Genomic DNA, 26,760 nt, shown 5'->3' with positions numbered 1-26,760 from the left:
AGCTGGAGCAGCGCCTGGCGGTGATCTGGCAGGACGTGCTGAAGCTGGAGCGGGTGGGGCTCAACGACAACTTCTTCGAACTGGGCGGCGACTCGATCATCTCCATCCAGGTGGTGAGCCGCGCCCGTCAGGACGGCATCCGCATCACGCCCAAGGACCTGTTCCAGCACCAGACCATCCAGGCACTGGCCGGCGTTGCGCAGGTGGGCGACGAAGCGTTCGTCGTGGACCAGGGGCCGGTCCTGGGCAGCACGCCCTTGCTGCCGATCCAGCAAGCCTTCTTCGCCGAGCCCATCCCCGAACGCCATCACTACAACCAGTCGGTGTTGCTGGCCCCGGCCAGCCCGTTGCAGCCCGGGGTGCTGGAGCAGGCCCTGCGCAGCCTGGTCAGGCATCACGATGCCCTGCGCCTGAGCTTCGTCGAGGGCGTGGAAGGCTGGGAAGCGACCCACCGTGACCTCGATCGCCAGGAGCAGGATTGGGCGCATGCCAGCCTGCTCTGGGAGGCCCGTGTCGCGGATGCCGCCGCCCTGGACGCGCTGCTCGAGCGGGCCCAGCGCAGCCTGGACCTGCAGGACGGCCCGCTGCTGCGCGCGGTGCTGGCCACCCTGGCGGACGGCAGCCAGCGCCTGCAGCTGGTGGTCCACCACCTGGCGATCGATGGCGTCTCCTGGCGCATCCTCTTCGACGACCTGCAGATCGCCTACCGCCAGGTGCAGGGCGGCGAGCCGGTGCGGCTGCCGTCCAAGACCAGTTCGGTCAAGGCGTTCGCCGAGCAGATGCAGCGCCATGCCTGCAGCGAAACCCTGCAACGGCAGCTGGGGTTCTGGCAGGAGCACCTGCAGGACGCCTGCGCCGAGCTGCCCTGCGAGCATCCGGATGCACCCCGTGAGGTGCGCCTGGCGCGCACCCTGTTCACCCAGCTGGGCCGGGAGGCGACCCGTCGCCTGTTGCTGGAGGCCCCCAAGGCCTACCGCACCCAGGTCAACGACCTGCTGCTCACCGCGCTGGCACGGGTGATCTGCCGCTGGACCGGGCAGCCGAACACCCTCATCCAGCTGGAAGGCCATGGCCGTGAGGAGCTGTTCCCCAACATCGACCTGACCCGCACCCTCGGTTGGTTCACTAGCCTGTTCCCGGTGAAGCTCACGCCGGCGGGCGCCCTGGCGGCGTCGATCAAGGCGATCAAGGAGCAGCTGCGGGCCGTTCCCGACAAGGGCACGGGCTTCGGTGCGCTGCGCTACCTGGGGGACGAGAGCGCCCGTGCCGCGCTGCGGGCACTGCCCGAGCCGCGCCTGACCTTCAACTACCTCGGCCAGTTCGACGGCAGCTTCGACGACAGCCAGGCGGCACTGTTCCGCCCGGCCCGCGAGGGTTCCGGCGCCGACCACAGCCCGCTGGCGCCCCTGGGCAACTGGCTGAGCCTCAACGGCCAGGTGTACGACGGCGAGCTGAGCCTGGGCTGGACCTTCAGCCGCGAGCAGTTCGACGAGCAGACGATCCAGCGACTGGCCGATGACTATGCCGCCGAGCTGGAGCAGCTGATCGAACACTGCGCCCAGCCGATCAACCAGGGCGTGACGCCCTCGGACTTCCCCCTGGCCGGGCTCGGCCAGGGGCAGCTGGATGCGCTGCCGGTTTCCGCTCGCGAGGTCGACGACCTCTACCCGCTGACGCCGATGCAGCAGGGCATGCTGTTCCACAGCCTGTATGAGCCGGGCACCGGCCACTACATCAACCAGATGCGCCTGGACATGCAGGGGCTCGACCCCGAGCGTTTCCAGCGGGCCTGGCAGGAAGCTGTGGAAGCCCACGACATCCTGCGCAGCCGGTTCATCTGGGAAGGTGGCCTGGAGCGGCCGCTGCAGGTCGTCCAGCGCCAGGTCGAGGTTCCTTTCGCACGGCACGACTGGCGTGGCCGCGATGACCTGACCACCGCGCTCGATGCCCTGGCGACCGCCGAGCTGGAGCAGGGCTTCGACCTGGCCCGTGCGCCCTTGCTGCGCCTGGCCCTGGTGCAGGTCGGCGAAGGCGCCTGGCACCTGGTCTACACCCACCACCACATCCTCATGGATGGCTGGAGCAATTCGCAGCTGCTTGGCGAGGTGCTGCAGCGCTATGCGGGGCAGCAGGTGGTGCGCCAGGGCGGGCGCTACCGCGACTACATCGCCTGGCTGGCGGGGCGCGATCCCGTTGCCAGCGAAACCTTCTGGCGTGGCCAACTGGCGGCCCTCGACGCGCCGACCCGCCTGGCCGGGCCGGACCAGCCGCGCGCCTCCCGGGTCGACGAGCCCAGTCACGACAGCTTCCATCGCTCGCTTTCGCGGGAGGAATGCCAGCGCCTGGGCGAGTTCGCCCGGCAACAGAAGGTCACGCTCAATACCCTGGTGCAGGCCGCCTGGCTGTTGCTGCTGCAACGCCACACGGGGCAGGACGGCGTTGCGTTCGGCGCCACGGTGGCCGGTCGCCCGGCCGAACTGCGGGGCATCCAGGAGCAGATCGGCCTGTTCATCAACACCTTGCCGGTGATCGCCAGCCCGCGTCCCGAGCAACCCCTCGTCGACCTGCTGCAGGCGTTGCAGGCGCAGAACCTGGCGCTGCGCGAGCACGAGCACACGCCGCTGTACGACATCCAGCGCTGGGCGGGGCAGGGCGGGGACAGCCTGTTCGACACCTTGCTGGTGTTCGAGAACTACCCGGTCTCCCAGGCGCTGCAGGACAGCGCACCGGACGGGCTCGGCTTCGGCGCCCTCGGCAACCGGGAACAAACTAATTTCCCGCTGGCCCTGGCCGTTCATCTGAGTGACATCCTCAACCTGCACTTCACCTATGCCAACGCTTGCTATTCCCGCGAATCGATCCAGGGCCTCGGTGACCAGATGGTGCACCTGCTGATGCAGATGCCCGGTTCGAATGCCCAGCGTCGTCTCGGCGAGTTCGGCCTGCTGGACGCACCGATGCACACCCGCGTGGTGGAGCAGTGGAACGCCACCGAGACCGCGCCGCGGGATGCGCGCCAGGTGCACCAGTGGGTGGCCTTCCAGGCACAGCGCCAGCCCCAGGCCGTGGCCGTGCTGGCAGAGGGGCAGAGCCTCATCTACGGGCAGCTCAACGCCCAAGCCAACCGCCTGGCGCACCTGCTGATCGAACGCGGCGTGGGTCCCGATGTGCTGGTGGGGCTCGCCTTGCAGCGAGGGCCGCTGATGGTGGTCGGGCTGCTGGCGATCCTCAAGGCCGGTGGCGCCTATGTGCCGCTGGACCCGGCCTACCCGCAGGACCGCCTGGCCTACATGGTCGAGGACAGCGGCATCGCCCTGCTGCTCAGCGAGCGCGCCCTGGAGACGCGGTTCGCCGACAGCGGCGTGAGCTGCCTGGCGCTGGATGGCCTGGACGAAGCGCTGGCCAGCCGCGACGAGCGCGACCCGGCGGTTTCGCCGGACGGGCAGAACCTGGCCTATGTGATCTACACCTCCGGTTCCACCGGGCGCCCCAAGGGCGTGGGCATCCGCCACAGCGCGCTGAGCAACCACATGGCGTGGATGCAGGACCGCCTGGCGCTGCAGGCCGAGGACCGCGTGCTGCAGAAGACCGCGATCAGCTTCGACGCCTCGGTCTGGGAATTCTGGCTGCCGTTGATGAGCGGTGCGCAGCTGGTCCTGGCGAGCCCGGACCTGAACCTCGACCTGACCCGTCTCTGGGCCGAGGTGGCGCGCTGGCGGATCAGCGTCCTGCAGCTCGCCCCCTCGCTGCTGCAGGCCCTGCTGCCCCTGGCCCGGCGCGAGCAGCTGGCCTCCCTGCGCCTGTTGCTCTGCGGCGGTGAGGCCCTGGGCCAGCACCTGGCGGACCAGGCGATGGCGCTGTTCGACGGTGAGCTGCACAACCTCTACGGGCCGACGGAAGCCACCATCGACAGCACCAGCCACCTCGTGGCAGCCGCCGAGGGTGACGAGCGCCGCACGGTCGCTATCGGCCGCCCGCTGGGCAACGTGCGCACCTATGTTCTCGACTGCGCGCTGCAGCCCTGTGCCATTGGCGCCGTGGGCGAGCTGTACATCGCCGGCGATTCGCTGGCCCGTGGTTATCACCAGCGACCGGCGCTGACCGCCGAGCGCTTCATACCCGATCCCTTCGCCCGCAGCGGTCGCGAGGGCGGGCGGCTGTACCGCACCGGGGACCTGGTGCGCTACGCGGTGGACGGCGTCATCGAATACATCGGGCGCATCGACCACCAGGTCAAGGTCCGTGGCCTGCGCATCGAACTCGGCGAGATCGAGGCCCGCCTGCGGGCCCAGCCGGAGGTGCGTGAAGCCGTGGTCCTGGCCCCGGACGGCCAGGCCCTGGTGGCCTATGTGGTCGCCGAGGAGGGTGCGCTGGAGCCGGCCGAAGCGGTGCTCGGCGAACGCCTGAAGGCGCGCCTGGCCGATCACCTGCCGGACTTCATGGTGCCCGGCCAGGTGGTGTTCCTGGACCGCCTGCCGCTGACCACCAACGGCAAGCTGGATCGCAAGGCACTGCCGGCGCCGGATGCCCGCCCGCTGCAGGTGGCCTACGTGGCGCCCGGCAGCGAGCTGGAGCTGAAGGTCGCCGCCATCTGGCAGGACGTGCTGAAGCTCGATCAGGTCGGGCTCGGCGACGATTTCTTCGAACGGGGCGGGCACTCGTTGCTGGCGGTGAACGTGGTTTCGCGCCTGCAACTGGAGCTGGGCATGAGCCTCACCCCGCAATTGATATTCCAGCACCCGGTACTGGGGGACTTCGTCGCCCAGCTGCAACAGACCGGGGCGCCAACGAGTACGTCGACATTGAGCAGGCTCGAGGCCCTGCTCGATGAAATGGAGGAGGTTTGATGGACAACACGGTTGCTTTACGCATCGCCAGGCGCTTCATCACGTTGCCACTGGAGAAGCGCAGGCAGTACCTGCAGAAGATGCGTGAAGAAAACGTGTCGCCGGCGAACCTGCCGATCCCGCCGGTGAGCGATGCGTTCGACAGCCTGCCGCTGTCCTTCGCCCAGGAGCGCCAATGGTTCCTCTGGCAGCTCGACCCGGACAGCGCCGCCTACCACATGCCCACGGCCCTGCGCCTGCATGGCGCGCTGGATGTGGCGGCGCTGGAGCGCAGCTTCAACGCCCTGGTCGCGCGGCACGACAGCCTGCGCACCACCTTCGTCCAGGACGGTGAGGCGACCTCCCAGCGGGTCGGCTCGCCGGCACCGCTGACGCTGGTGGCCGAGCCCCTGGCGCAGGTGCCGGATGCCGAGCAGCTGCGCCAATTGATCGAGGAGCAGACCGAGCAGCTCTTCGACCTGCAGAACGGGCCGCTGCTGCGCGTCCGCCTGTTGCGCCTGGCCGATGACGATCACCTGCTGATAGTGGTGCTGCACCACATCGTCTCCGATGGCTGGTCGATGCAGGTCATGGTGGAGGAGTTGGTCACCTTCTATGCCGGCTTCAGCCGTGGCCAGGCGCCCGAGTTGCCGCCGCTGCCGATCCAGTACGTCGACTACGCCATCTGGCAGCGGCACTGGATGGAAGCGGGCGAGCGCGAACGGCAGCTGGAGTACTGGACGGGCCTGCTCGGCGGGCGGCAGCCGGTGCTGGAACTGCCCACCGATTTCCCGCGCCCGGCGGTGATGAGCTACCGCGGCGCGCGCCTGGAGGTCGCGCTGGACGACGGCCTGTCATCCGGGTTGAAGCAGATGGCCCAGCGTGAGGGCGTCAGCCTGTTCATGCTGCTCCTGGCGTCCTTTCAGGCCCTGCTGCACCGCTACAGCGGGCAGGACGACATCCGCGTCGGCGTGCCCACCGCGAACCGCAACCGGGTGGAGACCGAGCGCCTGATCGGTTTCTTCGTCAACACCCAGGTCCTGCGCAGCGAGGTCGACGGCCAGGCGCCGTTCCGCGCGCTGCTGCAGGACGTCAAGCAGGCGGCGCTGGGGGCCCAGGCCCACCAGGACCTGCCTTTCGAACAATTGGTGGAGGCGCTGCAGCCGGAGCGCAACCTCAGCCATACGCCGCTGTTCCAGGTGCTGTTCAACCACCAGACGGAGGGCCCTGCACGCGGGGCGCCGGTGGGTGGGCTGCGGGTCGAGGGGCTGCAGGGCGAGACCCGCACGGCGTCGTTCGACCTGACCCTGGAGACGCTCGAGCATCCCGACGGCATCAGCGCCTCCATGACCTACGCCACCGACCTGTTCTGCGCCGCCACGGTGGAGCGCATGGCCGGCCATTGGCTGAACCTGCTGCGCGGCATCCTGGCCAGGCCGGAGCAGGCCGTCGGCGAGCTGCCGCTGCTGGATGCGAGCCAGCAGCAGGCGATGCTGGTGGAGCTGAACGACACGGCGGTCGCGCTGCCGGAGGCGCGCTTCGTCCATGAGCTGTTCCAGGCCCAGGTGGCGCGTGATCCCGACGCCATCGCCCTGGTGATCGGCGGGGAACGGCTGGGCTATGCCGATCTCAACCGTCGCGCCAATCGCCTGGCCGGCCGGCTGGTCGAGCTGGGGGTGGGGCCGGACGTGCTGGTGGGGCTCTCGGTGGAGCGCAGCGTGGACATGCTGGTGGGGCTGCTCGCCATCCTCAAGGCCGGCGGCGCCTACCTGCCGCTGGACCCGGCGTTCCCCGAGGATCGCCTGGCCTACATGATCGAGGACAGCGGCATCGAGCTGCTGCTGACCCAGCGCGCGCTGGCCGAGCGCCTGCCGGTACCGACGACGGTGCGGGCACTGCTGCTGGACGAACTGGGCGACTCGCTGGATGCCGTCCCTGGCGCGGACCTGCCCACCCGGCTCGAAGCGGAAAACCTCGCCTACACCATCTACACATCGGGCTCCACCGGGCGCCCCAAGGGCGTGATGGTGCGCCATGGCGCGCTGACCAACTTCGTCGCCAGCATGGCCCGTGTTCCGGGCGTCGTGGCCGGGGACCGGGTGCTGTCGCTGACCACCTTCTCCTTCGACATCTTCGGCCTGGAGATCTACGTGCCCCTGATGGTCGGCGCGCGCATCGTGCTGAGTGGACCCGAGGTCGCCCAGGACCCCTACGCGGTACTGGACCTGGTGGAACGCGAGCAGGTGAACGTGCTGCAGGCGACGCCTTCGTCCTGGCGCATGCTGCTGGACAACGAGCGGGCGGAGGTCCTGCGTGGCTGCACCTTCCTCTGTGGCGGCGAGGCGCTGCCGCGAGAGCTGGCGGCCCGCATGCTGGCCCTGGGCGGCGAGGTGTGGAACCTCTACGGGCCGACCGAGACCACCATCTGGTCGGCTATCCACGGGCTTGGCCAGGAGGTCCCCGAGCCCTGGCTGGGACGCCCCATCGACAACACCGCGCTCTATGTGGTCGGCGCCGACCTGTCCCCCGTGCCCCATGGCGTGGCCGGTGAACTGCTGATCGCCGGCGACGGCCTCGCGCGGGGTTACTTCCAGCGCCCGGGGCTGACCGCCGAACGCTTCATTCCCAATCCCTTCAAGGCCGGGGAGCGCCTGTACCGCACCGGCGACCTGGCCCGTATCCGTGCCGACGGCATCATCGAGTACCTGGGCCGGATCGACCACCAGGTGAAGATCCGTGGCTTCCGCATCGAGCTGGGCGAGATCGAGGCGCGCCTGCAGGAACAGGACGAGGTGCGCGAGGTCGCCGTGGTGGCGCAGGACGCCCCGGGCGGGCAGGTGCTGGTGGCCTATGTCGTGCCCCGCGACATGCCGGCTGCCGAAGATGCCGACGCCCAGGCCCGGCTGCGTGACAGCCTCAACGACCGCCTGCGCCTGAAGCTGCCGGACTACATGGTGCCCGCGTACACGGTGCTGCTGGAGCGCTTCCCCCTCACGCCCAATGGCAAGCTGGACCGCAAGCAACTGCCCAGGCCCGATGCGCGGCAATGGCAGAAGGCCTATGTGGCACCGCGCACCGAACTGGAGCGGACCATCGCCGAGGTCTGGGCGCAGGTGCTCCGCGTCGACCGGGTCGGCGTGCACGACAGCTTCTTCGAACTGGGCGGGCATTCGCTGCTCGCCACCCAGGTCATGGCGCGCCTGCGCCAGGCCCTGCAGGCCCAGGTACCGCTGCGCCTGCTCTTCGCCCACCCCGAGCTCGATGCCCTGGCGCGTGCCCTGGAAGAGGACATGCAGCCGGTCGAGCAACCGATCCCCCGGGTTTCCCGGGAGCAGCCGCTGGAACTCTCCCATGCCCAGCAACGGCAATGGATTCTCTGGCAGCTGGAGCCCAGCAGCAGCGCCTATCACATCCCGGCGGCCCTGCGCCTTCGCGGCGCCCTGGACCTGCCCGCGCTGGAGCGCAGCTTCGCCGCCCTGGTCGCGCGCCATGAAAGCCTGCGCACGTCGTTCGTGCTGGATGGCGAGCGGCCCCTGCAGGTGATCCACCCGGCGGCGCCGGTGGTGATCGAGGTAGAGGCGCTGGCCGCCGACGCGAGCGACGAGGCGATTCGGGCGGCGGTGGAGACCGAGACCCAACGCCTGTTCGATCTGCAGGCCGGCCCGCTGCTGAGGGTGAAGCTGTTGCGGCTGGCCGAGGACGACCATGTCCTGGTGCTCACCCAGCACCACATCGTTTCCGATGCCTGGTCGATGCGCGTGATGATCGACGAGACGCTGAAACTCTATGTTGGCCACAGCCTGGGCCAGCCCTTAGCGCTGCCGGAGCTGCCGATCCAGTACGCCGACTACGGCCACTGGCAGCGGCGCTGGCTGGAGGAGGGCGAGCAGGCCCGCCAGCTGGCTTACTGGAGCGCGCAGCTGGGAGGCGAGCAGCCCGTCCTGGAGCTGCCGACGGACCGGCCGCGCCCGGCACAACAGAGCTATCGCGGCGCGCGCATCGCCATCGCCCTGGAGCCGACCCTGGCGGTTGCGCTCAAGCAGCTGGCGCAGCGCGAGAACTGCAGCCTGTTCATGGTGCTGCTGGCCTCCTTCCAGGTGCTGCTGCACCGCTTCAGCGGGCAGGGCGACATCCGTGTCGGCGTGCCGATCGCCAACCGCAACCGCCTGGAGACCGAAGGCCTGATCGGCTTCTTCGTCAACACCCAGGTACTCAAGGCCCAGGTCGACGGTCACGCGCCCTTCGCGGCGCTGCTGCGCCAGGTGCGCCAGACCGCCCAGCAGGCCCAGGCGCACCAGGACCTGCCCTTCGAGCAATTGGTGGAGGCGCTGCAACCGGCGCGCAACCTGAGCCACAGCCCGCTGTTCCAGGTGATGTTCAACCACGGCGGCGAGGTGCAGCGCGAGGTCACGTCCCTGGCCGGCCTGGCGCTGGAAGAGCTCAGCTGGGATGCCGGCACCGCGCAGTTCGACCTGACGCTGGACACCTTCGAGTACGAGGCGGGCCTTTCCGCCGCGCTGTCCTATGCGACCGACCTATTCGACCACGCCACCGTGGAGCGCATGGGGCAGCACTGGCTGAACCTGCTGCGTGGCATCGTCGCCAGCCCCAGCCAGGCCGTCGGCGAGCTGCCGCTGCTGGACGCCGGGCAGCGTCATCACATGCTCTACGAGTGGAACCGCACCCGCGCCCACTACCCGAACCACCAGCCGGTCCATCACCTGATCGAGGCGCAGGCGGCGGTTAACCCCGCGGCCTGTGCGCTGGTCTTCGCCGGCCAGGCCCTCAGCTACGGCGAGCTCAACGCGCGGGCCAACCGCTGGGCGCACCGCCTGATCGAACAGGGCGTGACCGCCGACTCCCTGGTGGGGATCTCGGTGCACCGCAGCCTGGAAATGGTCGTGGGCCTGCTGGCCATCCTCAAGGCCGGCGGCGCCTATGTGCCGCTGGACCCGGAATACCCCCGCGAACGCCTGGCCTACATGATCGAGGACAGCGGCATCGAGCTGCTGCTGACCCAGGCCGGGCTGCAGGATCAGCTGCCGATACCCGGTGGCGTGAAGACCTTGCTGCTGGACGATGGCGAGGCACGGTTGCAGGGCTACCCGGCCGGCAACCCCGAGGTGCCGCTCGCCGCCTCGAACCTGGCCTATGTGATCTACACCTCCGGCTCCACGGGCAAGCCCAAGGGCGCGGGCAACAACCACGGCGCGCTGACCAACCGCCTGTGCTGGATGCAGGACGCCTACGGGCTCGGCGAAGGTGACAGCGTGCTGCAGAAGACGCCGTTCAGCTTCGACGTTTCGGTCTGGGAGTTCTTCTGGCCGCTGATGTACGGTGTGCGCCTGGTGGTCGCCGAGCCGGGTGCCCACCGCGACCCCGCGCAGCTGATCCGGCTGATCGAAGACGAGGCCGTCACCACCCTGCATTTCGTGCCCTCGATGCTGCAGGCCTTCCTGCTGGACGAGAACGCGGGGCGCTGCCGCAGCCTGACCCGGATCGTCTGCAGTGGCGAAGCCCTGCCGGTGGATGCCCAGCAGCAGGTATTCGCCCGGTTGCCCGGCGCCGCCCTGTACAACCTGTATGGCCCGACGGAAGCGGCCATCGACGTGACGCACTGGACCTGCCGCGACGAAGGGCGCGAGGCGGTGCCGATCGGCGAGCCCATCGCCAACCTGATGACCTACATCCTCGACCCCGAGCTGAACCCGGTGCCGGTCGGCGTCAGCGGCGAGCTCTACCTCAGTGGCCAGGGCCTTGCCCGTGGCTACCATCGCCGCCCCGCGTTGACCGCGGAGCGCTTCGTGGCCAGCCCCTTCGTGGAGGGCGAACGGCTGTACCGCACCGGTGACCTGGCCCGTTACCGCGCCGATGGCGTCATCGACTACCTGGGTCGTATCGACCACCAGGTGAAGATCCGTGGCCTGCGCATCGAGCTGGGCGAGATCGAAGCGCGCCTGCTGGACCATGACGGCGTGCGCGAGGCCGTGGTCGTCGCCCTGGACGGGCGCAGCGGCAAGTACCTCAGCGCCTACCTGGTCCTGCAGGGAGAAACGCCGGACTGGCCGCTCCTGCGTGAGCAACTGGTCGCGCACCTCCAGCGCACCCTGCCCGAGCACATGGTGCCGCCGCACATCACCGCGCTGGAGCGCATGCCGCTGAGCCCCAACGGCAAGCTGGATCGCAAGGCGCTGCCGGTTCCGAGCCTGGACGAGGCGCAGAGCGCCTATGTGGCACCCGGCAGCGAGGTCGAGCGGACCCTGGCGGAAATCTGGCAGGCGGTGCTCGGCGTGCCCGAGGTGGGCATCACCGACAACTTCTTCGCCCTGGGTGGCGATTCGATCAACTCGATCCAGGTGGTCAGCCGCGCCCGCCAGCGGGGCATCGTCCTGGCGCCCCGGGACCTGTTCCTGCACCAGAACATCCAGGCCCTGGCCCAGGTCGCCCAGCAGGGCGAGGCGAACCTGGCGGACCAGGGACCTGTCACCGGAGAGAGCCTGCTGCTGCCCATGCAGCAGGGCTTCCTCGCCAGCGAAATCGCCCAGCCGCAGCACTGGAACCAGTCGATCCTGCTGACGCCGCGCGAGCCGCTGGACGTCGCGCGGCTGGGGGCGGCCCTCGAAGCGGTCGTCGCCCATCACGATGCGTTGCGCCTGCGCTTCCACAGGACCGCCAGCGGCAGCTGGAAGGCCCGCCACGCGGCCGTGGCTGCACAACCGCTCGAGGTCTGGCAAGGCACCGCTCGCGATGCCGATGAGCTCGTCGCCCTGGCCAACCGCGCGCAACGCAGCCTGGACCTGCAACAGGGCCCGTTGCTGCGCTGCAGCCTGATCGACATGGCCGATGGCAGCTCGCGCCTGCACCTGGCCATCCACCACCTGGTGGTGGATGGCGTGTCCTGGCGCATCCTCCTGGAAGACCTGCAGAGCGCCTACGAGCAGCTGTCGCGCGACCAGGCGGTGAAGCTGCCGGCCAAGTCGACGGCATTCAGGACCTGGGCCGAGCGTCTGCACGACCATGCGGGAAGCGATGCGCTGGAGCGGGAGCTGGCCTACTGGACCAGCCGCCTCGACCAGCCCCTGCCGGAATTGCCCAGGGCGAACCCCGAAGGCAGCCAGGCCTCCCTGCATGGGCATTCGGTGAGCCTGTCGCTGAGCATCGAGCAGACCCAGCGCCTGCTCAAGCAGGCCCCGTCGGCCTATCGCACCCAGGTCAATGACCTGCTGCTCAGCGCGCTGGCCACGGCCGTCTGCCAATGGACCGGCCAGCCAGCCTGCCTGGTGGAGCTGGAAGGCCACGGCCGCGAGGAGATCTTCGACGGCATCGACCTGAGCCGCACCGTCGGCTGGTTCACCAGCCTGTACCCGGTGCTGCTGACCCCTTCGGAGAACCCGGGGGAATCGATCAAGCGCATCAAGGAGCAACTGCGGGCGGTGCCGGACAAGGGCCTCGGCTATGGCGTGCTGCGCCACCTGGGCGCGCCGGATATCCAGCAGCGCCTGGCCGGGTTGCCCCAGGCCCGCATCACCTTCAACTACCTGGGCCAGTTCGACCAGAGCTTCGACGAGCAGGCGCTGTTCGTGCCGGGCGAGGAGGGCAGCGGTGACGGCCATGGCGACGATGTGCCCCTGGGCAACTGGCTGACCATCAACGGCAAGGTCTTCGATGGCCGCTTGAGCCTGGATTGGACCTTCAGTCGCGAGGTGTTCGACATCGCCGTGATGGAGCGCCTGGCGGGCGCCTATGGCGCTGCGCTGGAGCGGCTGATCGACCATTGCTGCGACGAGGGCATCCAGGGCCTGACGCCGTCCGACTTCCCGCTCGCCGGCCTGAACCAGAAGCAGCTGGATGCGCTGCCGGTAGCGGTGCCGCAGATCCAGGATGTGTACCCGCTGTCGCCGATGCAGGAAGGCATGCTGTTCCACAGCCTGGCCGACGACGCCACCGGGCTGTACGTCAACCAGATCAGCCTGCCCGTCGAGGGCCTCGACGCCGAGCGCTTCGCCTGGGCCTGGGAGCAGGTGATCGCCCGCGAGGACATCCTGCGGACCAGCTTCCACTGGCAGAGCGGCTCGAGCGAGCCGGTGCAGATCGTCCACCGCCATGTGGCGCTGGACCTGCGGCAGGAAGACTGGCGGCAGCGCGAGCAGGGCGAAGAGGCCCTCGCCGAGCGCGCGGCGGCCGACTACCGGGAAGGCTTCGACCTGGCGCAGGCACCCTTGCAGCGCGTGTTGCTGCTGCGCCTGGACGAGCAGCGCCACCAGCTGATCTGGACCTGCCACCACATCCTCATGGACGGCTGGAGCAGTTCGCGGCTGTTCGGCGAGGTCATGCAGTTCTATGCCAAGGGCCAGGTCGCGACCCGCAACGGGCCTTACCGTGACTTCATCGCCTGGCTGAAGCGGCAGGACGGAAACAGCCTGGAGTCGTTCTGGCGGGCACGCCTGGGCGAGCTGGAGCAGGCCACCTTCCTCGGCCAGTCGGTCTTCCCCCGGCATGTGCAGGACCTGCCAGGCCACGATGCCCTGTACACCCGCTGGGACGAGGTGCAGACCCGACGCCTGCAGCAGGCCTGCCGCGACCTGCACATCACCCCCAACACCCTGATCCAGGGCGCCTGGCTGCTGCTGTTGCAACGCTTCACGGGCCAATCCACCGTGGTCTTCGGCGCCACCGTGGCGGGGCGCCCGGCCAGCCTGGCCAACGCCGACAGCATCCTGGGCCTGTTCATCAACACCCTGCCGGTGATCCAGACCCTGCGGGCGGAGCAGCCCCTGGTGCAATGGCTGCAGCAGCTCCAGGCGTACAACCTGGAGATCCGCGAGCATGCCCACGCCCCCCTGGCGGATATCCAGCGCTGGTCCGGAATGGGCGGCCAGGGGCTGTTCGACAGCATCCTGGTGTTCGAGAACTACCCGATCGACGAACGCCTGGGCGAGGAGAACGACACCGGCCTGAGCTTCGGTGCGTCCCGCAACCACGATGTGACCAACTTCCCCATGGACCTGGCAGTGCACCTGGGGGACCGGCTGTCCATCGAGTACCTGTTCCTGCGCAACGCGTTCAGCGTCGAGGCGGTGGAGCGTATCCGCGTCACCATGGAGCACATGCTGGAGGTGCTGATCGCCTCGCCGGACGTGGCCCTGGGCAACCTCGCGCTGCTGCCGCCCGTGCAGCAGCAGGCCTTCGCCCAGTGGAGCGCGGCGCCCGTGGCCGATGAACAGCCGACGGCACTGCTGCCCGAGCTGATCGCCCGCCACGCCGCCGAGCGCCCGGACGCCGTGGCGCTGGTCTGCGGTGGGCGGCAACTGTCCTATGGCGAGCTGGCGAACCTTTCGGACCGGCTGGCCCACCGCCTGCTGGCGCTCGGCGCAGGCCCGGAGAAAGTAGTCGGCGTGGCCCTGGAACGCTCCGTGGAGACGGTCGTGGCCTTCCTGGCGGTGATGAAGAGCGGGGCGGCCTACGTCCCCCTCGACATCGACTACCCGGCGGAACGGCTGGCCTTCATGATCGAAGACTCCGCCATGGCGCTGCTGGTGAGCCACAGCGGCGTGCAGGAGCGGTTGCCCCGGGTGGATGGCCCGCAGGTGTTGCTGCTGGATGGCTTCGACGAATGGGCCGGCAGCACCGAGCCGCTGCACAGCGGCCTGCTGGCGCAGAACCTGGCCTACCTGATCTACACCTCCGGCTCCACCGGCCGGCCCAAGGGCGTCGCGGTGACCCATGGCCCGCTGAGCATGCATTGCCAGGCGATCGCCAGGCTGTACGAGATGGATGCCGCGACCCGCGAGCTGCACTTCATGTCGTTCGCCTTCGACGGGGCCCATGAGCGCTGGCTGAGCACCTTGTTCAGCGGCGGCACCCTGGTCATCCGCGACGGTGCGCTGTGGACGCCCGAGCAGACCTTCGAGGCCCTGCACCGGCACGCCATCAGCATCGCCTGCTTCCCGCCGGCCTACCTCAAGCAACTGGCCGAATACGCAGAGCAGAGCGGGCTGACCCCGCCACCGGTGCGCGTGTACTGCTTCGGCGGCGACGCGGTGCCGGACCAGACCTTCGAGCAGGTGAAGGCCGCCCTGCGTCCCCGCTACTTCACCAATGGCTATGGGCCGACCGAGACCGTGGTCACCCCGATGCTGTGGAAGGTGCCGGCCAGCACCCGCTGCGAAGCCGCCTATGCGCCCATCGGGCGCGCGGTGGGGCAGCGCGCGCTCTATGTGCTGGACGAGAACCTCAACCCGTTGCCACCGGGCATCGCCGGCGAGCTCTACATCGGTGGCGAAGGCGTCGCCCGCGGCTATCACCGTCGTGCCGGGCTCAGCGCCGAGCGCTTCGTGCCCGATCCCTTCGGCAAGCCGGGTGATCGCATGTACCGCAGTGGCGACCTGGTGCGCCGCCGCGCCGATGGCGTGCTCGACTACGTCGGCCGCATCGATCACCAGATCAAGGTACGGGGCTTCCGTATCGAACTCGGTGAGATCGAGGCCTGCCTGCGCCAGTCGGGCGATGTCGGCGACGCCGTCGTGGTCGCCCGGGACAGCGCTTCGGGCAAGCAGCTGATCGGCTATGTGGTGACGCCGGGCGGCGAGCCCATCGGCGACCGCCTGAAAGCCGAGCTGCGGGCCAGCCTGCCGGACTACATGGTGCCGGCGCAGATCATCTGCCTGCCGCGCCTGCCGGTGACGCCCAACGGCAAGCTCGATCGCCAGGCGCTGCCGGAGCCCGAGTTCAAGGGCACCCAGTACGTGGCCGGGCGCACCCGCGACGAGCAGTTGATGGCGCAGGTCTGGGCCGAGGTGCTGCAGGTGGAGCAGGTGGGCATCACCGACAACTTCTTCGAGCTGGGGGGCGACTCCATCCTCAGCCTGCAGGTGGTGTCGAGGGTGCGTAACCACCCGGAGCTGAACATGGAGCTGAAGCTGCGGGACCTGATGCGCCACCAGACCATCGAGGAGATTTTCGGGCAGCGACCGGTTGCGGATCAGCCCCAGGCGGACACCACCCAGGTGGCTGCCGAAGGCCAGTTCAACCTGATTCCGATCCAGCAGTGGCTGTTCGACGAGCGCATGGAAGAGCCTCACCACTTCAACCAGGCGTTGATGTTGCGCGCACGCCAGGCATTGAACCTGGCGGCCCTGGAGCTGGCGCTGCGCAGCATCGTCCAGCAGCACGATGCCCTGCGCCTGCGCTTCACCGAGGTTGGCGGGCGCAACCTGCAGCACTACCAGCCGTTGGCGGAGATGCAGGCGCTCTGGGCGTCGGAGCCCTTGCTCTGGCAGCGGGAGGTCGTGGACGAGGCGGAGCTGGAACTGTTCGCCGAGGAGGTCCAGCGCAGCCTGGACCTGCACGACGGCCCGGTCTGGCGCACCGCCCATGTGGCCATGGCCAACGGCGAGACCCGGGTGCTGATGGTGATCCATCACCTGGTCATCGACACCGTCTCCTGGCGGGTGCTGCTGCAGGACCTGCAGATGGCCTACGAGGCCTATGACAGGGGCGAGACGCCAAGCTTCCCGTTCCGCACCAGCAGCTACCGTGCCTGGGCGGAAGGCCTGGGCGCCTATGCCGAGAGCTTCCCGGCCGAGGAGCGGGACTACTGGCTCGCGCAGGCGCGCCAGCCGGGCAGCGAGCTGCCTTGCGACAACCCGCGGGGCAAGAACCAGGTGCGACACCAGGCGGTGGCCCACCTGACCCTGTCCGAGGTGCACACCCAGCAGCTGCTCAAGCAGGTGCCGGCGGTCTATCGGACGCAGATCAACGACGTATTGCTGGCAGCCCTGGGCCGCGTGCTGTGCCGTTGGAGCGGGCAAGCCTCGGCGCTGATCCAGCTGGAAGGGCACGGCCGTGAGGACCTGGTGGCCGACATCGACCTGAGCCGCACCGTCGGCTGGTTCACCAGCATGTTCCCGGTACGCCTCACCCCGGGGCTGGACGACGACATCGGCGCCTCGGTCAGGGCCGTGCAACGCCAGTTGGCGGCAGTGCCGAACAAGGGGCTCGGCTATGGCGTCCTGCGCCACCTGAGTGGCCCGGAGGTCGCCGCGCAGTTGAGCGCCGCCCCCCAGGCGCGGGTCACCTTCAACTACCTGGGGCAGTTCGACCAGAGCTTCGACGACAAGGCCATGCTGGTGCCGGCGGCCGAGAGCTACGGCAGCTGCTACAGCCCCATGGCGGCACTGGGCAACTGGCTGGAAATCGTCGGGCAGGTGTACGACGGGCAGCTGGCCTTGCGCTGTGTCTTCAGCAATCGCCGCTACCGCATCGAGACCGTCGAGCAACTGATGCAGGCCTACCAGGCCGAACTGGAGGCGCTGATCGAGCACTGCGTCGCGCAGGCGGCCTAAGTATTCGTTGCGGTCCTTCGTACTACTGGGGGGCGCCACCTGCGTGGCCCCTCCGGTGGATGTACCCCTTGATCAAGGAACCATGCGATGCCATTGCATCCAGAGCTGAACGCCTTCCTCGACCTGGCGGAAGAAAGCCAGGCCAGTGGCCCCGGGCCTTTCCATGTGTCGTCCCCGCAACAGGCCCGGGAGGCCTTCGAACGCACCACCGGGCAGTTGCGCTGGGCCGCGCCGCAGGGCGTGCTTTCCACGGATTTCGAGTTCCACAGCCGGGATGGCGCCTCGCTGCCCCTGCGCCTGTACCGGCCATCCACTGCCAGCGGAACGCTGCCCGTCCTGGTGTATTTCCACGGCGGAGGCTACGTGGTCGGCAGCCTCGACTCCCATGACGGCGTGTGCCGCGAGTTCTGCGAGCGGACGCCGTGCGCGGTGCTTTCGGTCGGCTACCGCGTGGCGCCCGAGCACAGGTTCCCGACCCCGCTGAACGACGGTGCCGATGCGCTAGCCTGGCTGGCCGCCCATGCCGGGGAGCAATCCCTGGATCCCACCCGCGTGGTCTTCGGCGGCGACAGCGTCGGCGCCACCCTGGCCACGGTGCTGGCCCTGGAGGCGGCGCGCTCGGCGGAGGCGGTCATCAGGCCCTGCCTGCAGCTCCTGTGCTACCCGGTTACCGATGCCTCGGCCAGCAGCTCGTCGATGCAGCTGTTCGGTGAGGGCTACCTGCTGGAAAGCGAAACCCTGGAGTGGTTCTACCGGCATTACGCGCGGGAGGCGGCCGACCGGCTCGATTGGCGCTTCTCGCCGTTGCTGGCGACCGACCATGCCGGCGTGGCGCCGGCGGTGATCGCCCTGGCGGGGTTCGACCCGCTGCTGGACGAGGGGCGGGCTTATGCGCGGCGCCTGCAGGAGCAGGGGGTTGCAGTGCAGGTGCTGGAGTTCGCGGGGCTGATCCACGACTTCCTGCGCTTGCGCAGCGTGGTGCCGGATATCGACGACGTCTACGCGCAGCTGGTGTCCGCCTTGCGCCAGGCGCTGGCGCGTTGAGCCGGCGATAGCCCCCGGCTCTGTCGGCGTTAGCTGTATGGGTTTCGCTTCGCTCTACACCATCCTACGAAAGCCTGTGCGCACCACGTGGTGATGCGCTGGACGAAGAAGTTGGAGCAGCCGCCAACGCCCCTCCAGGAGGCCGAACGCAGTCGTTGCGCCGGGGGACGAGCGGCATGGATGCCGCGAGAGGCGCGCCAGGCCATGGATGGCCCATCGCGCCGGCCCCCAGAGCGACGATGGAGTGAGGGAACCCGACGCAGTCGGGCCGGATGATGGGGCAAGCGTTTTTGGTTCCTTTTTTGGCGATTGAAAAAAGGGACTCGCCCGGGTGGGCGAAACCAGAAGTACCAACAAAACTCAGCAATCAGCTGGGCTCAAATCCTCTAGCAACACTTAACGCAGACAGAGCCATAGCACCCGGCGGCCCAGGCCGCGCAAGACCGGAAACCGGGTCAAGGCCCGGTTTTTTCATGGATCGGAGGAGGGTGGTACTCCCTGAGTTGAACGTTGGCCTCGGCCCTGCACGGCAGCCATAAAAAAACCGGGCCTGAGCCCGGTTTCTTCATGCCGCTGGCGTTCACCAGTCGTAGGACACCTCGACCGAAGCGACACGCTCCTGGCCGTAGTAGCAGCCGAACGAGTAGTTGCAGTCCGACACGTATTCGCGGTCGAAGAGGTTCTGCACGTTCAGGCTGGCCTGGAGGCCCCGCATGTCGCTGGAGAGCTTGCCCAGGTCATAGCTGAGGGTGGTGTCGTAGACGACATAGGACGGGGTGTGAAAGCTGTTGGCGGCGTCGCCCGGCTTGCGGCCGGTGTAACGCGCGCCCACGCCCCAGGTGAGGCCGGCGAGGGGCGCCTGGACGAAGTGGTAGTCGACCCAGGCGGTCGCGGACACGGGGGCCTGCGCCTCGCTGCGGTTGTCTTCGTTGCCGTAGGTTTCCTTGGTGTAGAAGGAGTCGATGTAGGTCGCGGCCGCGAGCACGTCGATGTTCTCGATGCTGGACTTGACCTCCAGCTCGATGCCTCGGGAGCGCACTTCACCCTGTTGCGACTGGTACTGGGGGTATTCGACGTCCCCGGTCAGCACATTCTTCTGCTCGATCTGGAAAACTGCTGCGGTGATCAGGGTCTTCTCATAGGGCTGGTACTTCACGCCCACTTCGTACTGTTCGCCTTCGGTCGGCTCGAATGCCTTGCCACCGCGCTCGGGGGCGGCGGTGCCGACGGTCGGCAGGAAGGACTCGGAGTAGCTGACGTAGGGCGCCAGGCCGAAGTCGGTGACGTAGGTCAGGCCCACGCGACCGGTGAACTTGTGGTCACGCTGTTCGGTGATGGTGTCGGCCAGCAGGTCCTTGTTTTCCACCTCGGCCCAGTCCTTGCGGCCGCCGATGGTCAGGATCCAGCTGTCGAGCTTGATCTGGTCCTGGGCATAGAGGCCGACCTGGCGGATGGTGTTGTCCCACTTGGTGTCCAGTACGGGCGTCACGCTGCTGGTGTCGTAGTTGTTCTTGCCATACAGGTCCACCGGCAGCACGTTGTAGGCGTTGTAGCCGTCGTACTTGCGGTTGAAGTGGCGGTAGTCGATCCCCGCCAGGGTGGTGTGCTCCAGGGCGCCGGTGTTGAACCTGAACTCCAGGTTGTTATCCAGCGTGTAGGCGATGTTGTGCTGTTGCCAGTCCAGCTTCACGCGGTTGGCGCGGGTGTAGTCGGTGTCGCCGTTGGTGTCGGTCGCGAAGCTGCGCAGGTAGAAGCCCTTGTAGCGGTCGCGCACGTCGATGTAGCGGGCGGTGGAGCGGAATGTCAGGTCATCGGTGAGGCTCTGGGTGAAGTCGTAGCCCAGGATGTACTGGTCGCGCTTGTAATCGTTGTACTTGGAGTCGCCGGAGAAGAAGTCGCGGTCGATCTTCTGCCCGTTGGGGCCACGGACCAGGCTGCCGACCATCGGCAGGGCCTGGTAGTCGAACAGGCCGTCGTCACGCTGGATCTGGGCCAGCAGGGTCAGGGAGGTGTCTTCCGACGGGGTCCAGGTCAGGCTGGGAGCGAGCAGCAGCCGTTCGTTGTTGGTGTGCGCGACCTGCTCGTTGCCTTTCTTGGCCAGGCCGACCAGGCGATAGGAAAACTGTTTCTCCTCGTCGATGGGGCCGCTGGTGTCGAAGGCACCGTTCACCCGGTGGTAGCTACCCAGGCCGAACTTCACCTGGCTGCGCTGCTCGGTGGTCGGGCGCTTGGACACCATGTTCACCACGCCACCGGGCTGGTTCTGCCCGTAGAGGACCGAGGACGGCCCCTTGAGCACTTCGACGCGTTCCAGGGTGTAAGGGTCGATCTGCGGTGCACCGCCCAGGCTGCCCGCGTAAGGCAGGTAGGCGCCGTCCAGGTACAGCGGGGTCGGGGCGAAGCCGCGGCTGGTGATCTCGTCGGCGATGGCGTTGCGATCGGTGAAACCGTTGACGCCGAGGCCGGGCGTGTAGCGCAGGGCCTGGGTCAGGTTGCGGGCGCCCTGGGTTTCGATCTGGTCGGCGGTGACGACGTTGATGGCCTGGGGGATCTCCAGGATCGGGGTGTCGGTCTTGGTGCCGGTGGCGCTGCGGGTGGCCACGTAGCCGTCGACGGGGCCATAGGCTGATTCGGACGACTTGCCGGAGATGTTGATGGTGCTCAGCTCGACGGAGTCGGAGGCGGAGCGCTTCTGCAGGATGGCGGTGTTGTTCTGCAGGCTGAAGGACAGGTTGGTGCCCGCCAGCATCCGCGCCAGGGCCTTGTCGGTGGAGAAGCGGCCGACGACCGCCTGGCTGCGCAGGCCCTGGACGTCATCGGCGCTGTACAGCACCTGGAGGTCGGCTTGCTTGCCCAGGGTCAGCAGCGCGCTGGCCAGCGACTGGGCGGGAATGTTGAATTCGATCTCTTGGGCTTGTACCTGGGCGGCAACCGCCATGGAGAAGGCGAAGCCCAGCGCGGTGGCGTTGAAACCCGGCTGAAGCATACGGCGCATGAGCAATGCCTTGGTGAGGTTCGTAAGTCCCGGAAGCGCTGGCATGGTGGTCCTCTTGGTCTTCAAAGTGATGGCGTTGTTTTTGATTTTTGATAAGACGGATGGCACTGAAAAAACCGGAAATAAGAATCGTGATCAATCACGCCGTCTGCAATTCGGTCACGACTTTCCCCGCTTCCATGCGCACCAGCTGGTCGGCGATGTCGAAATAGCGGTCGTCGTGGGAGATCACGATGATGGTCTTGCCCAGGCGTTTGAGGTCCGGCAGCAGCTCGGTGTAGAAGATGCGGCGGAAGGTGGGGTCCTGGTCGGCGGCCCATTCGTCGAACACCAGCACGGGCCGCTCTTCCAGCCAGGCGTTGACCAGAGCCAGGCGCTTGCGTTGCCCGGTGGACAGGTCGGTGGTGGTGAAGGAGCCGTCCCTTACGCTCACCTTGTGGGCGATCTCCAGGCGTTCCAGGTAGGTGTTGGCGTCTTCGGGCAGGTGCTGGTCGCCCTGGACGACATCATCGAACAGGTAGTAGTCGGCGAAGATGGTGGTGAACAGCTGGCGATAGTCATCCCGCGTACGCGCGTTCACCGCCTGGTCGTTCAGGCGTATCTCGCCATGTTGCGGGGCATAGAGGCCCAGCAGCAGCTTGATCAGGGTGGTCTTGCCGCAGCCGTTCTCGCCGACGATGAAGATGATGTCGCCCTGGTCGATCTTCAGGTTCACCGGGCCGAGACGGAACGGGGCGCTGCCTTCGACGGCGGGGAAGGCGTAGGACACATCGCGCAGTTCGAGGCTGCTGATGGACTTGTCCGGGCTGCCCTGGGCGTTGAGGAGCAGGTGGGGTTCGGGTGAGGAGAACTGCTCCGACAGTTCGGCGATGCGGCGGAACGCGATCTGCGCGCGGCCGATGATCGGCAACGTGCCGATCAGGTGCTCCAGCGGCCCCTTCATGTACAGCAGCACCAGGACGAAGCCGCTCATGACCGTCTTGTCGGCGCTCGGCCAGATCGATTGCATGGCCAGGGCCAGGCCGATGACCACGAAGAACAGCATCGAGCCGAAGGACTTGGCGATCACGAAGATGTTGATGGAGCGGATCTGCGTATCGCAGATCTTTTCGGCCGTCTGCTCGATCCCGGACACGTACATGCGGTTGCGGCGCGGGCGGTGGATCCTCAGTTCCTTGGCGCCCTCGGCTATGGCGCTGTAGTTCTTCTGCAGGTCGTCCTCCCAATCGCGGGCCTGCATGAACCCCTTGATGCCATGGCCCTGGGCCAGGTACTGGACGGCGGTGCCGACGATGATGGCCACCACCAGCATCAGGAACATCGGCCAGGACAGCACGGCCAGGTAGCCCATGCAGCCCAGGGTGACGGTGAACGAGATGGCCAGCGGGGCGAAGGCGAAGGCGAAGTCGCTGATGGTGTCGACGTCATGGGTCAGCACGGGGATCAGGCGATGGGTGCGGAAGCGCTCGATCTGCTCGATCGGCGCCGAGAGCACCTTCTCGCCCAGCTCCTTGCGCAGCTTGGCGATGATGTGCTGCCCGACGTAGTTGGTGCCGATGTCCGAATAGATGGCGCTGCCCAGTGCCAGCAGGCACAGCCCCGCGAAGGCGGCCACGACGCCGCCGCTGAGGCTGGTTTCGGAGTGCAGGGCGCCGTTGATGGTCGCCAGCAGCACCGTGACGCTGAGGCCGCCAACCATGCCCAGCACGATGGAGCTGATGACGATCAGTCGGAAAGGTTTGAGCAGCGTGAACAACTCTTTGATCACTCCGCGCGCGGGCCTGTTCATGGGGGGTACCTGCTTGAAGAGTTGGCGGGTGGCCGCTGCCACCCGCTGGGGCGCAACCCGTGGCTGCGCACCTCTTGAACGTCTGGTGACGGGTCAAATTTAGCGGGGGGGCTAAAGCTCCCTGGCGACCCGGAAGCCGATCCAGTCGCCGCGCTCGGTGGTGACCAGCGCATTGCGGTTGCCGGAGCGGGAGAAGATCGGCGCCTCGCCCCAGTCGTTGCCGCGGATCTGCACGACCTCGCACTTCTTCTCCATCCAGGGGCTGCCGTCGGTGGGGGCGCCGACGTAGCTGTCGTGCAGGCAGTCCGCCACCCATTCGTAGACGTTGCCGTGCATGTCGTAGACGCCGAAGGCGTTGGCCGGGAAGGTGCCCGCCGGGGAGGTGAAGTTGTAGCCGTCGGCGGCGCCGTAGGTGTTGGCGTGCTGGGCGATGCTGTACTCCTTGCCTTCGTCGAAGGGGAAGGGGAAGGGGCCTTCGCTGCCGGCGCGGGCGGCGTACTCGCGTTCGGATTCGCTGAGCATGCGGTAGTGCTTGCCGGTCTTCTTCGACAGCCAGGCGACATAGGCCTTCACCTCGTCGTAGCTGATGCACACGGCGGGCTGCTCGGGGCCTTGCGGGTAGCTGGGCTTGCCGTTGCTGCACAGGCGCCCGGGGCGGTCGTCGCCGTCGGGGAGGGTGACCTTGGCCTCGCGCTGCCAGGCCTGCAGCTCCTTGGCCAGCACCTGGAACTTGCTGATGGCGAAGGGCTTGGCGAAGGTCACGGTGTGCAGCGGGCCTTCATCGGGCTGGCGGCCGACTTCGTCGTCGGGGGTGCCCATGGTGAAGCTGCCGGCGGGCAGCACGACCATCTCGGGGCAGTCCTTGCAGTCCTTGAACAGGCTGCCGGGCTTGTTCGCCTCGGCGGCGAAGGCCGGGGCGGCGGCGAACAGGGTGGCCACCAGGGCCAGGGGCTTGAGTGCATGCATGGCGGTTCTCTCGAATGGCGAAAGGGTCAGGCGAGCTGCGGGGCGAGGATGTCCATCACCCGGTCGATCTCGGCTTCGTCGTTGAGCAGGCCGGGGGCCAGGCGCACCACCGGGCCGACGTCGCGGTTCACGGCGTCGCTGATCACCTTGTGCTGCAGCAGGTAGCGGGCCACGGCGTCGCAGTCGCGGCCTTCGACGCGGAAGAAGGTGAAACCCGAGGACAGCGCGGGGCTGCGCGGCGTGACCAACTGCACCTTGGCGTGCTCGGCGAGGCGGTCCTTGAGGTAGCTGTTGAGCTGGTGGATGCGTGCCTGGACATCGGCCTTGCCCAGCTCCAGGTGCAGCTCGAAGGCCTTGCCCACCGCCAGGCGATGGTCGAAGGCGTGGTAGCCGCCGGGGGTCATCAGGGTGCCGAAGGTCTCGCCCATGGTGAAGGTGGGCACGCTGGGCACCAGATGGGGCTGCGGTTTTTCCTCGCGGGCGATGATGACGCCGGTGCCGCGCGGGCCGAACAGCCACTTGTGGGTGCCGGCGATGAAGTAGTCGCAGTTGAAGTCGGCGAAGTTCAGGTCCTCGACGCCGAAGCCGTGGACGCCGTCCACCACGTAGAGGATGCGGTCGGCCTCGTCGCGGCCCTGGTTGGCTTCCTTCACCAGTTGGCCGACCTCGCGCGCCGGCAGCTTCACACCGCTGCCGGATTGCACCCAGGTCATGCCCAGTACGCGGGTCTCGGGGCGGATGGCCTGGCGGATGTTGCCGAGCATTTCGTCCACCGAGGCGCTGTGCGGCGCCTTGAATAGCGGCACGCTGCGCACCCGGGTGCCCATCATCTGCTCGCGGTACTCCAGGCGGGTCATGGTGGAGTAATGCTCGTGGGCGCTGACCAGGATCTCCTTGCCCGGTGCCACCTGCAGGCCGCCGTAGATCATCGACAGGCCGTCGGTGGTGCTGCCCGTGAGGGCGACCTGGTTCGGTTGCACGCCGAAGTAGTGGCCGGCCCAGGCGCGCACCTCGTTCTCGTAGCCCCAGAGTTCCTCGCGCTCCCAGTCCAGCACTTCGCCGGGGTTCTGGTCGAGGCGGGCGCGGAAGTGGGCGATGGCCTCGCGCACCACGCGGGGGTGGGAGGCGAGGAGGAAGTTGCAGAAGTGCAGGTAGGCCGGGTCCAGGTCGAACTGCTGGCGCAGCGCCTGCCATTTGTCCTTGGCCGGGCTGGCCGGCGGCGTGGCGGCCTGGGCGTGGCCGGCGAGGGTGGAACCCAGGGGCAGGGCGGCAGCGAGCAGGCCGGCCTGCTTGAGGAAGGTACGGCGATCGCTCATCAGCCACGCTCCGCTTGCGGTTGCTCGGCGCTGGCGGCGGCCGGCTTGGCGCGGCGCTGCACCTCTTCCCAGACGCGGAGGAAGTTGCCGCCCCAGAGCTTGGCGATATCGGCGTCGGAGTAGCCGCGCTGGATCAGTTCGGCGGTGAGGTTGCGCGACTCGCCGACGTTCATCCAGCCGTCGACGCCGCCACCGTCGTTGAAGTCGGAAGCGATGCCGACATGGTCGATGCCGACCTTGCGCACGGTGTAGTCGATGGCGTCCACCAGCTCCTTGACGCTGGCACGGGGCTCCTCTTCGAGGATGGCGTAGAGCGAGCTGGCGTACTCGCCGAAGCGCTGTTCGGACCAGATGGAGATGATCGCGTCACCCGGCATCAGGGCATTGGCCAGGCCGTCCAGCGGCTGCAGGTCGAAGCGCGCGCGCAGGGCGTTGAGCTTGTCCAGGGTCGGCTTGCTGAGGGGCTTGAGGTAGGCGGGGAAGCCCACCACCTGGATCACGCCGCCGCTGTCCTTGATGGTTTGCAGCTCGCGGTCGCTGAGGTTGCGGGGGATGTCCACCAGCGCGCGCGGCGCCGAGTGGGAGGCGACCATGGGTGCGCGGCTGAGGCGCGCGACGTCTTCCAGGGCCAGGGTGGACATCTGCGACACGTCGATGATCACGCCCAGGTCATTGAGCCGCGCCACCGCCTGCTCGCCCAGGGGCGAGAGGCCGCCGAGGGCATCGACGCTGTCGTTGAAGAAGGGCAGCGGGCGCGAGGAGTCGGCCCAGGCGTTGTTGCCCACGTAGCTGAAGCCGAACATGCGCATGCCGCGCGCGGCCCAGGTGTCCAGGGCGCCCAGGTTATCGCCCAGGGGGTAGGCGTTGAGCATGCTGATGAAGATGGCGAACTTGCCTTCGCCGTGCAGGCGGCGGAAGTCGGCCGGGGTGTAGGCGATGCCGACCTGGTTGGGGAAGTCGCGCACCATGCCGCTGATGATCTTGTAGCGCAGTTCCTGCTGGTGGCGCGCCTCGTCGACGAAGGCGGCGGTGGGGCGATGGGGGGCGTTGGGGCCGTTCCAGATCTCCGGCCAGCCGAAGATGGTCAGCGCCGCGCCGGAGAGGCGCCCGCGCCCGGCCTTGACCAGGTCGAACTGGCCTTCGCCGTCCTTGTCGACCTCGTTGCCTCCGGTGCCGAAGTCCGGCGGCACGGTGATGTGGCTGTCGAAGGAAAGAATGCGGTCCTGCAGCTCCTCGGCGTGCTTCATCACCTCGCGCGGGTAGCCCTCGGGCTGGCGCTGCATGAAGAAGTACCAGGCCGCAGCAGCGACGAGGGCGAGGAGAAGCGCCAGGGCGACGAGGTAGGGGGCCTTGCTGGAGCGGGTCGTGTTCATTGCCATCCCGTTGATTGCCAGGGTCGATGCGGTTCCGGCGCCCGCCGCTGCGGGGTTCGCCTGTCACGGAGGAACGAGGGTGGCGGCGGGAAATTTAGCGCTGCGGG

General features: G+C 68.1%; 8 protein-coding genes. 3 read left to right on the top strand and 5 right to left on the bottom strand.

What is annotated here, in order from left to right:
- The 3 genes from OEJ36_RS26315 to OEJ36_RS26305 all read left to right on the top strand — a co-directional run.
- On the top strand, positions 1-4,847 hold a 4,847-nt coding region (locus OEJ36_RS26315), incomplete at its 5' end, for a non-ribosomal peptide synthetase (protein ID WP_263404020.1).
- Positions 4,847-17,170 carry a non-ribosomal peptide synthase/polyketide synthase gene (locus OEJ36_RS26310; protein ID WP_263404019.1) on the top strand — a complete coding sequence of 4,108 codons (12,324 nt, stop codon included), beginning with the start codon at positions 4,847-4,849 and terminating at the stop codon, positions 17,168-17,170. The genes OEJ36_RS26315 and OEJ36_RS26310, both read left to right, overlap by 1 nt.
- An 87-nt stretch (positions 17,171-17,257) precedes the next feature.
- Positions 17,258-18,214 (top strand): alpha/beta hydrolase, encoded by a 957-nt coding sequence (locus OEJ36_RS26305; RefSeq protein WP_263404018.1) that lies wholly within the window; start codon positions 17,258-17,260, stop codon positions 18,212-18,214.
- A 580-nt stretch (positions 18,215-18,794) separates the two neighbouring features.
- Here the strand turns inward: OEJ36_RS26305 and OEJ36_RS26300 are convergent.
- The 5 genes from OEJ36_RS26300 to pvdM form a co-directional block, all read right to left on the bottom strand.
- The gene (locus tag OEJ36_RS26300; RefSeq protein WP_263404022.1) at positions 18,795-21,200 is read right to left on the bottom strand and encodes a TonB-dependent siderophore receptor; all 2,406 of its coding nucleotides are present in this window, start codon (positions 21,198-21,200) and stop codon (positions 18,795-18,797) included.
- Between the two features lie 148 nt (positions 21,201-21,348).
- A complete protein-coding gene (locus OEJ36_RS26295; RefSeq protein WP_263404017.1) occupies positions 21,349-22,998 on the bottom strand; it encodes a cyclic peptide export ABC transporter in 1,650 nt (549 codons plus the stop codon).
- A 111-nt stretch (positions 22,999-23,109) separates the two neighbouring features.
- A complete protein-coding gene (locus OEJ36_RS26290; protein WP_263404016.1) occupies positions 23,110-23,964 on the bottom strand; it encodes a formylglycine-generating enzyme family protein in 855 nt (284 codons plus the stop codon).
- 26 nt (positions 23,965-23,990) lie between these two features.
- Positions 23,991-25,280 (bottom strand): pyoverdine-tailoring periplasmic protein PvdN, encoded by a 1,290-nt coding sequence (gene pvdN, locus OEJ36_RS26285; protein ID WP_263404015.1) that lies wholly within the window; start codon positions 25,278-25,280, stop codon positions 23,991-23,993.
- Positions 25,280-26,653 (bottom strand): pyoverdine-tailoring dipeptidase-like protein PvdM, encoded by a 1,374-nt coding sequence (pvdM, locus tag OEJ36_RS26280; RefSeq protein ID WP_263404014.1) that lies wholly within the window; start codon positions 26,651-26,653, stop codon positions 25,280-25,282. The genes pvdN and pvdM overlap by 1 nt, the downstream gene beginning before the upstream one ends.
- Positions 26,654-26,760: the final 107 nt, after the last annotated feature.

Source organism: Pseudomonas sp. PDM13 (assembly GCF_025685765.1).
GTDB classification, from domain to species: Bacteria; Pseudomonadota; Gammaproteobacteria; order Pseudomonadales; family Pseudomonadaceae; genus Metapseudomonas; species Metapseudomonas solani.
This window is presented reverse-complemented; position numbering and strand designations above follow the sequence as displayed.

What these genes read in the sequence shown, in the direction of transcription:
- OEJ36_RS26310 (WP_263404019.1), top strand. Translation starts at nt 4,847, where the DNA reads ATGGACAACACGGTTGCTTTACGCATCGCCAGGCGCTTCATCACGTTG.
- OEJ36_RS26305 (WP_263404018.1), top strand. Translation starts at nt 17,258, where the DNA reads ATGCCATTGCATCCAGAGCTGAACGCCTTCCTCGACCTGGCGGAAGAA.
- OEJ36_RS26300 (WP_263404022.1), bottom strand. Translation starts at nt 21,200, where the DNA reads ATGCTTCAGCCGGGTTTCAACGCCACCGCGCTGGGCTTCGCCTTCTCC.
- OEJ36_RS26295 (WP_263404017.1), bottom strand. Translation starts at nt 22,998, where the DNA reads ATGAACAGGCCCGCGCGCGGAGTGATCAAAGAGTTGTTCACGCTGCTC.
- OEJ36_RS26290 (WP_263404016.1), bottom strand. Translation starts at nt 23,964, where the DNA reads ATGCATGCACTCAAGCCCCTGGCCCTGGTGGCCACCCTGTTCGCCGCC.
- pvdN (WP_263404015.1), bottom strand. Translation starts at nt 25,280, where the DNA reads ATGAGCGATCGCCGTACCTTCCTCAAGCAGGCCGGCCTGCTCGCTGCC.
- pvdM (WP_263404014.1), bottom strand. Translation starts at nt 26,653, where the DNA reads ATGAACACGACCCGCTCCAGCAAGGCCCCCTACCTCGTCGCCCTGGCG.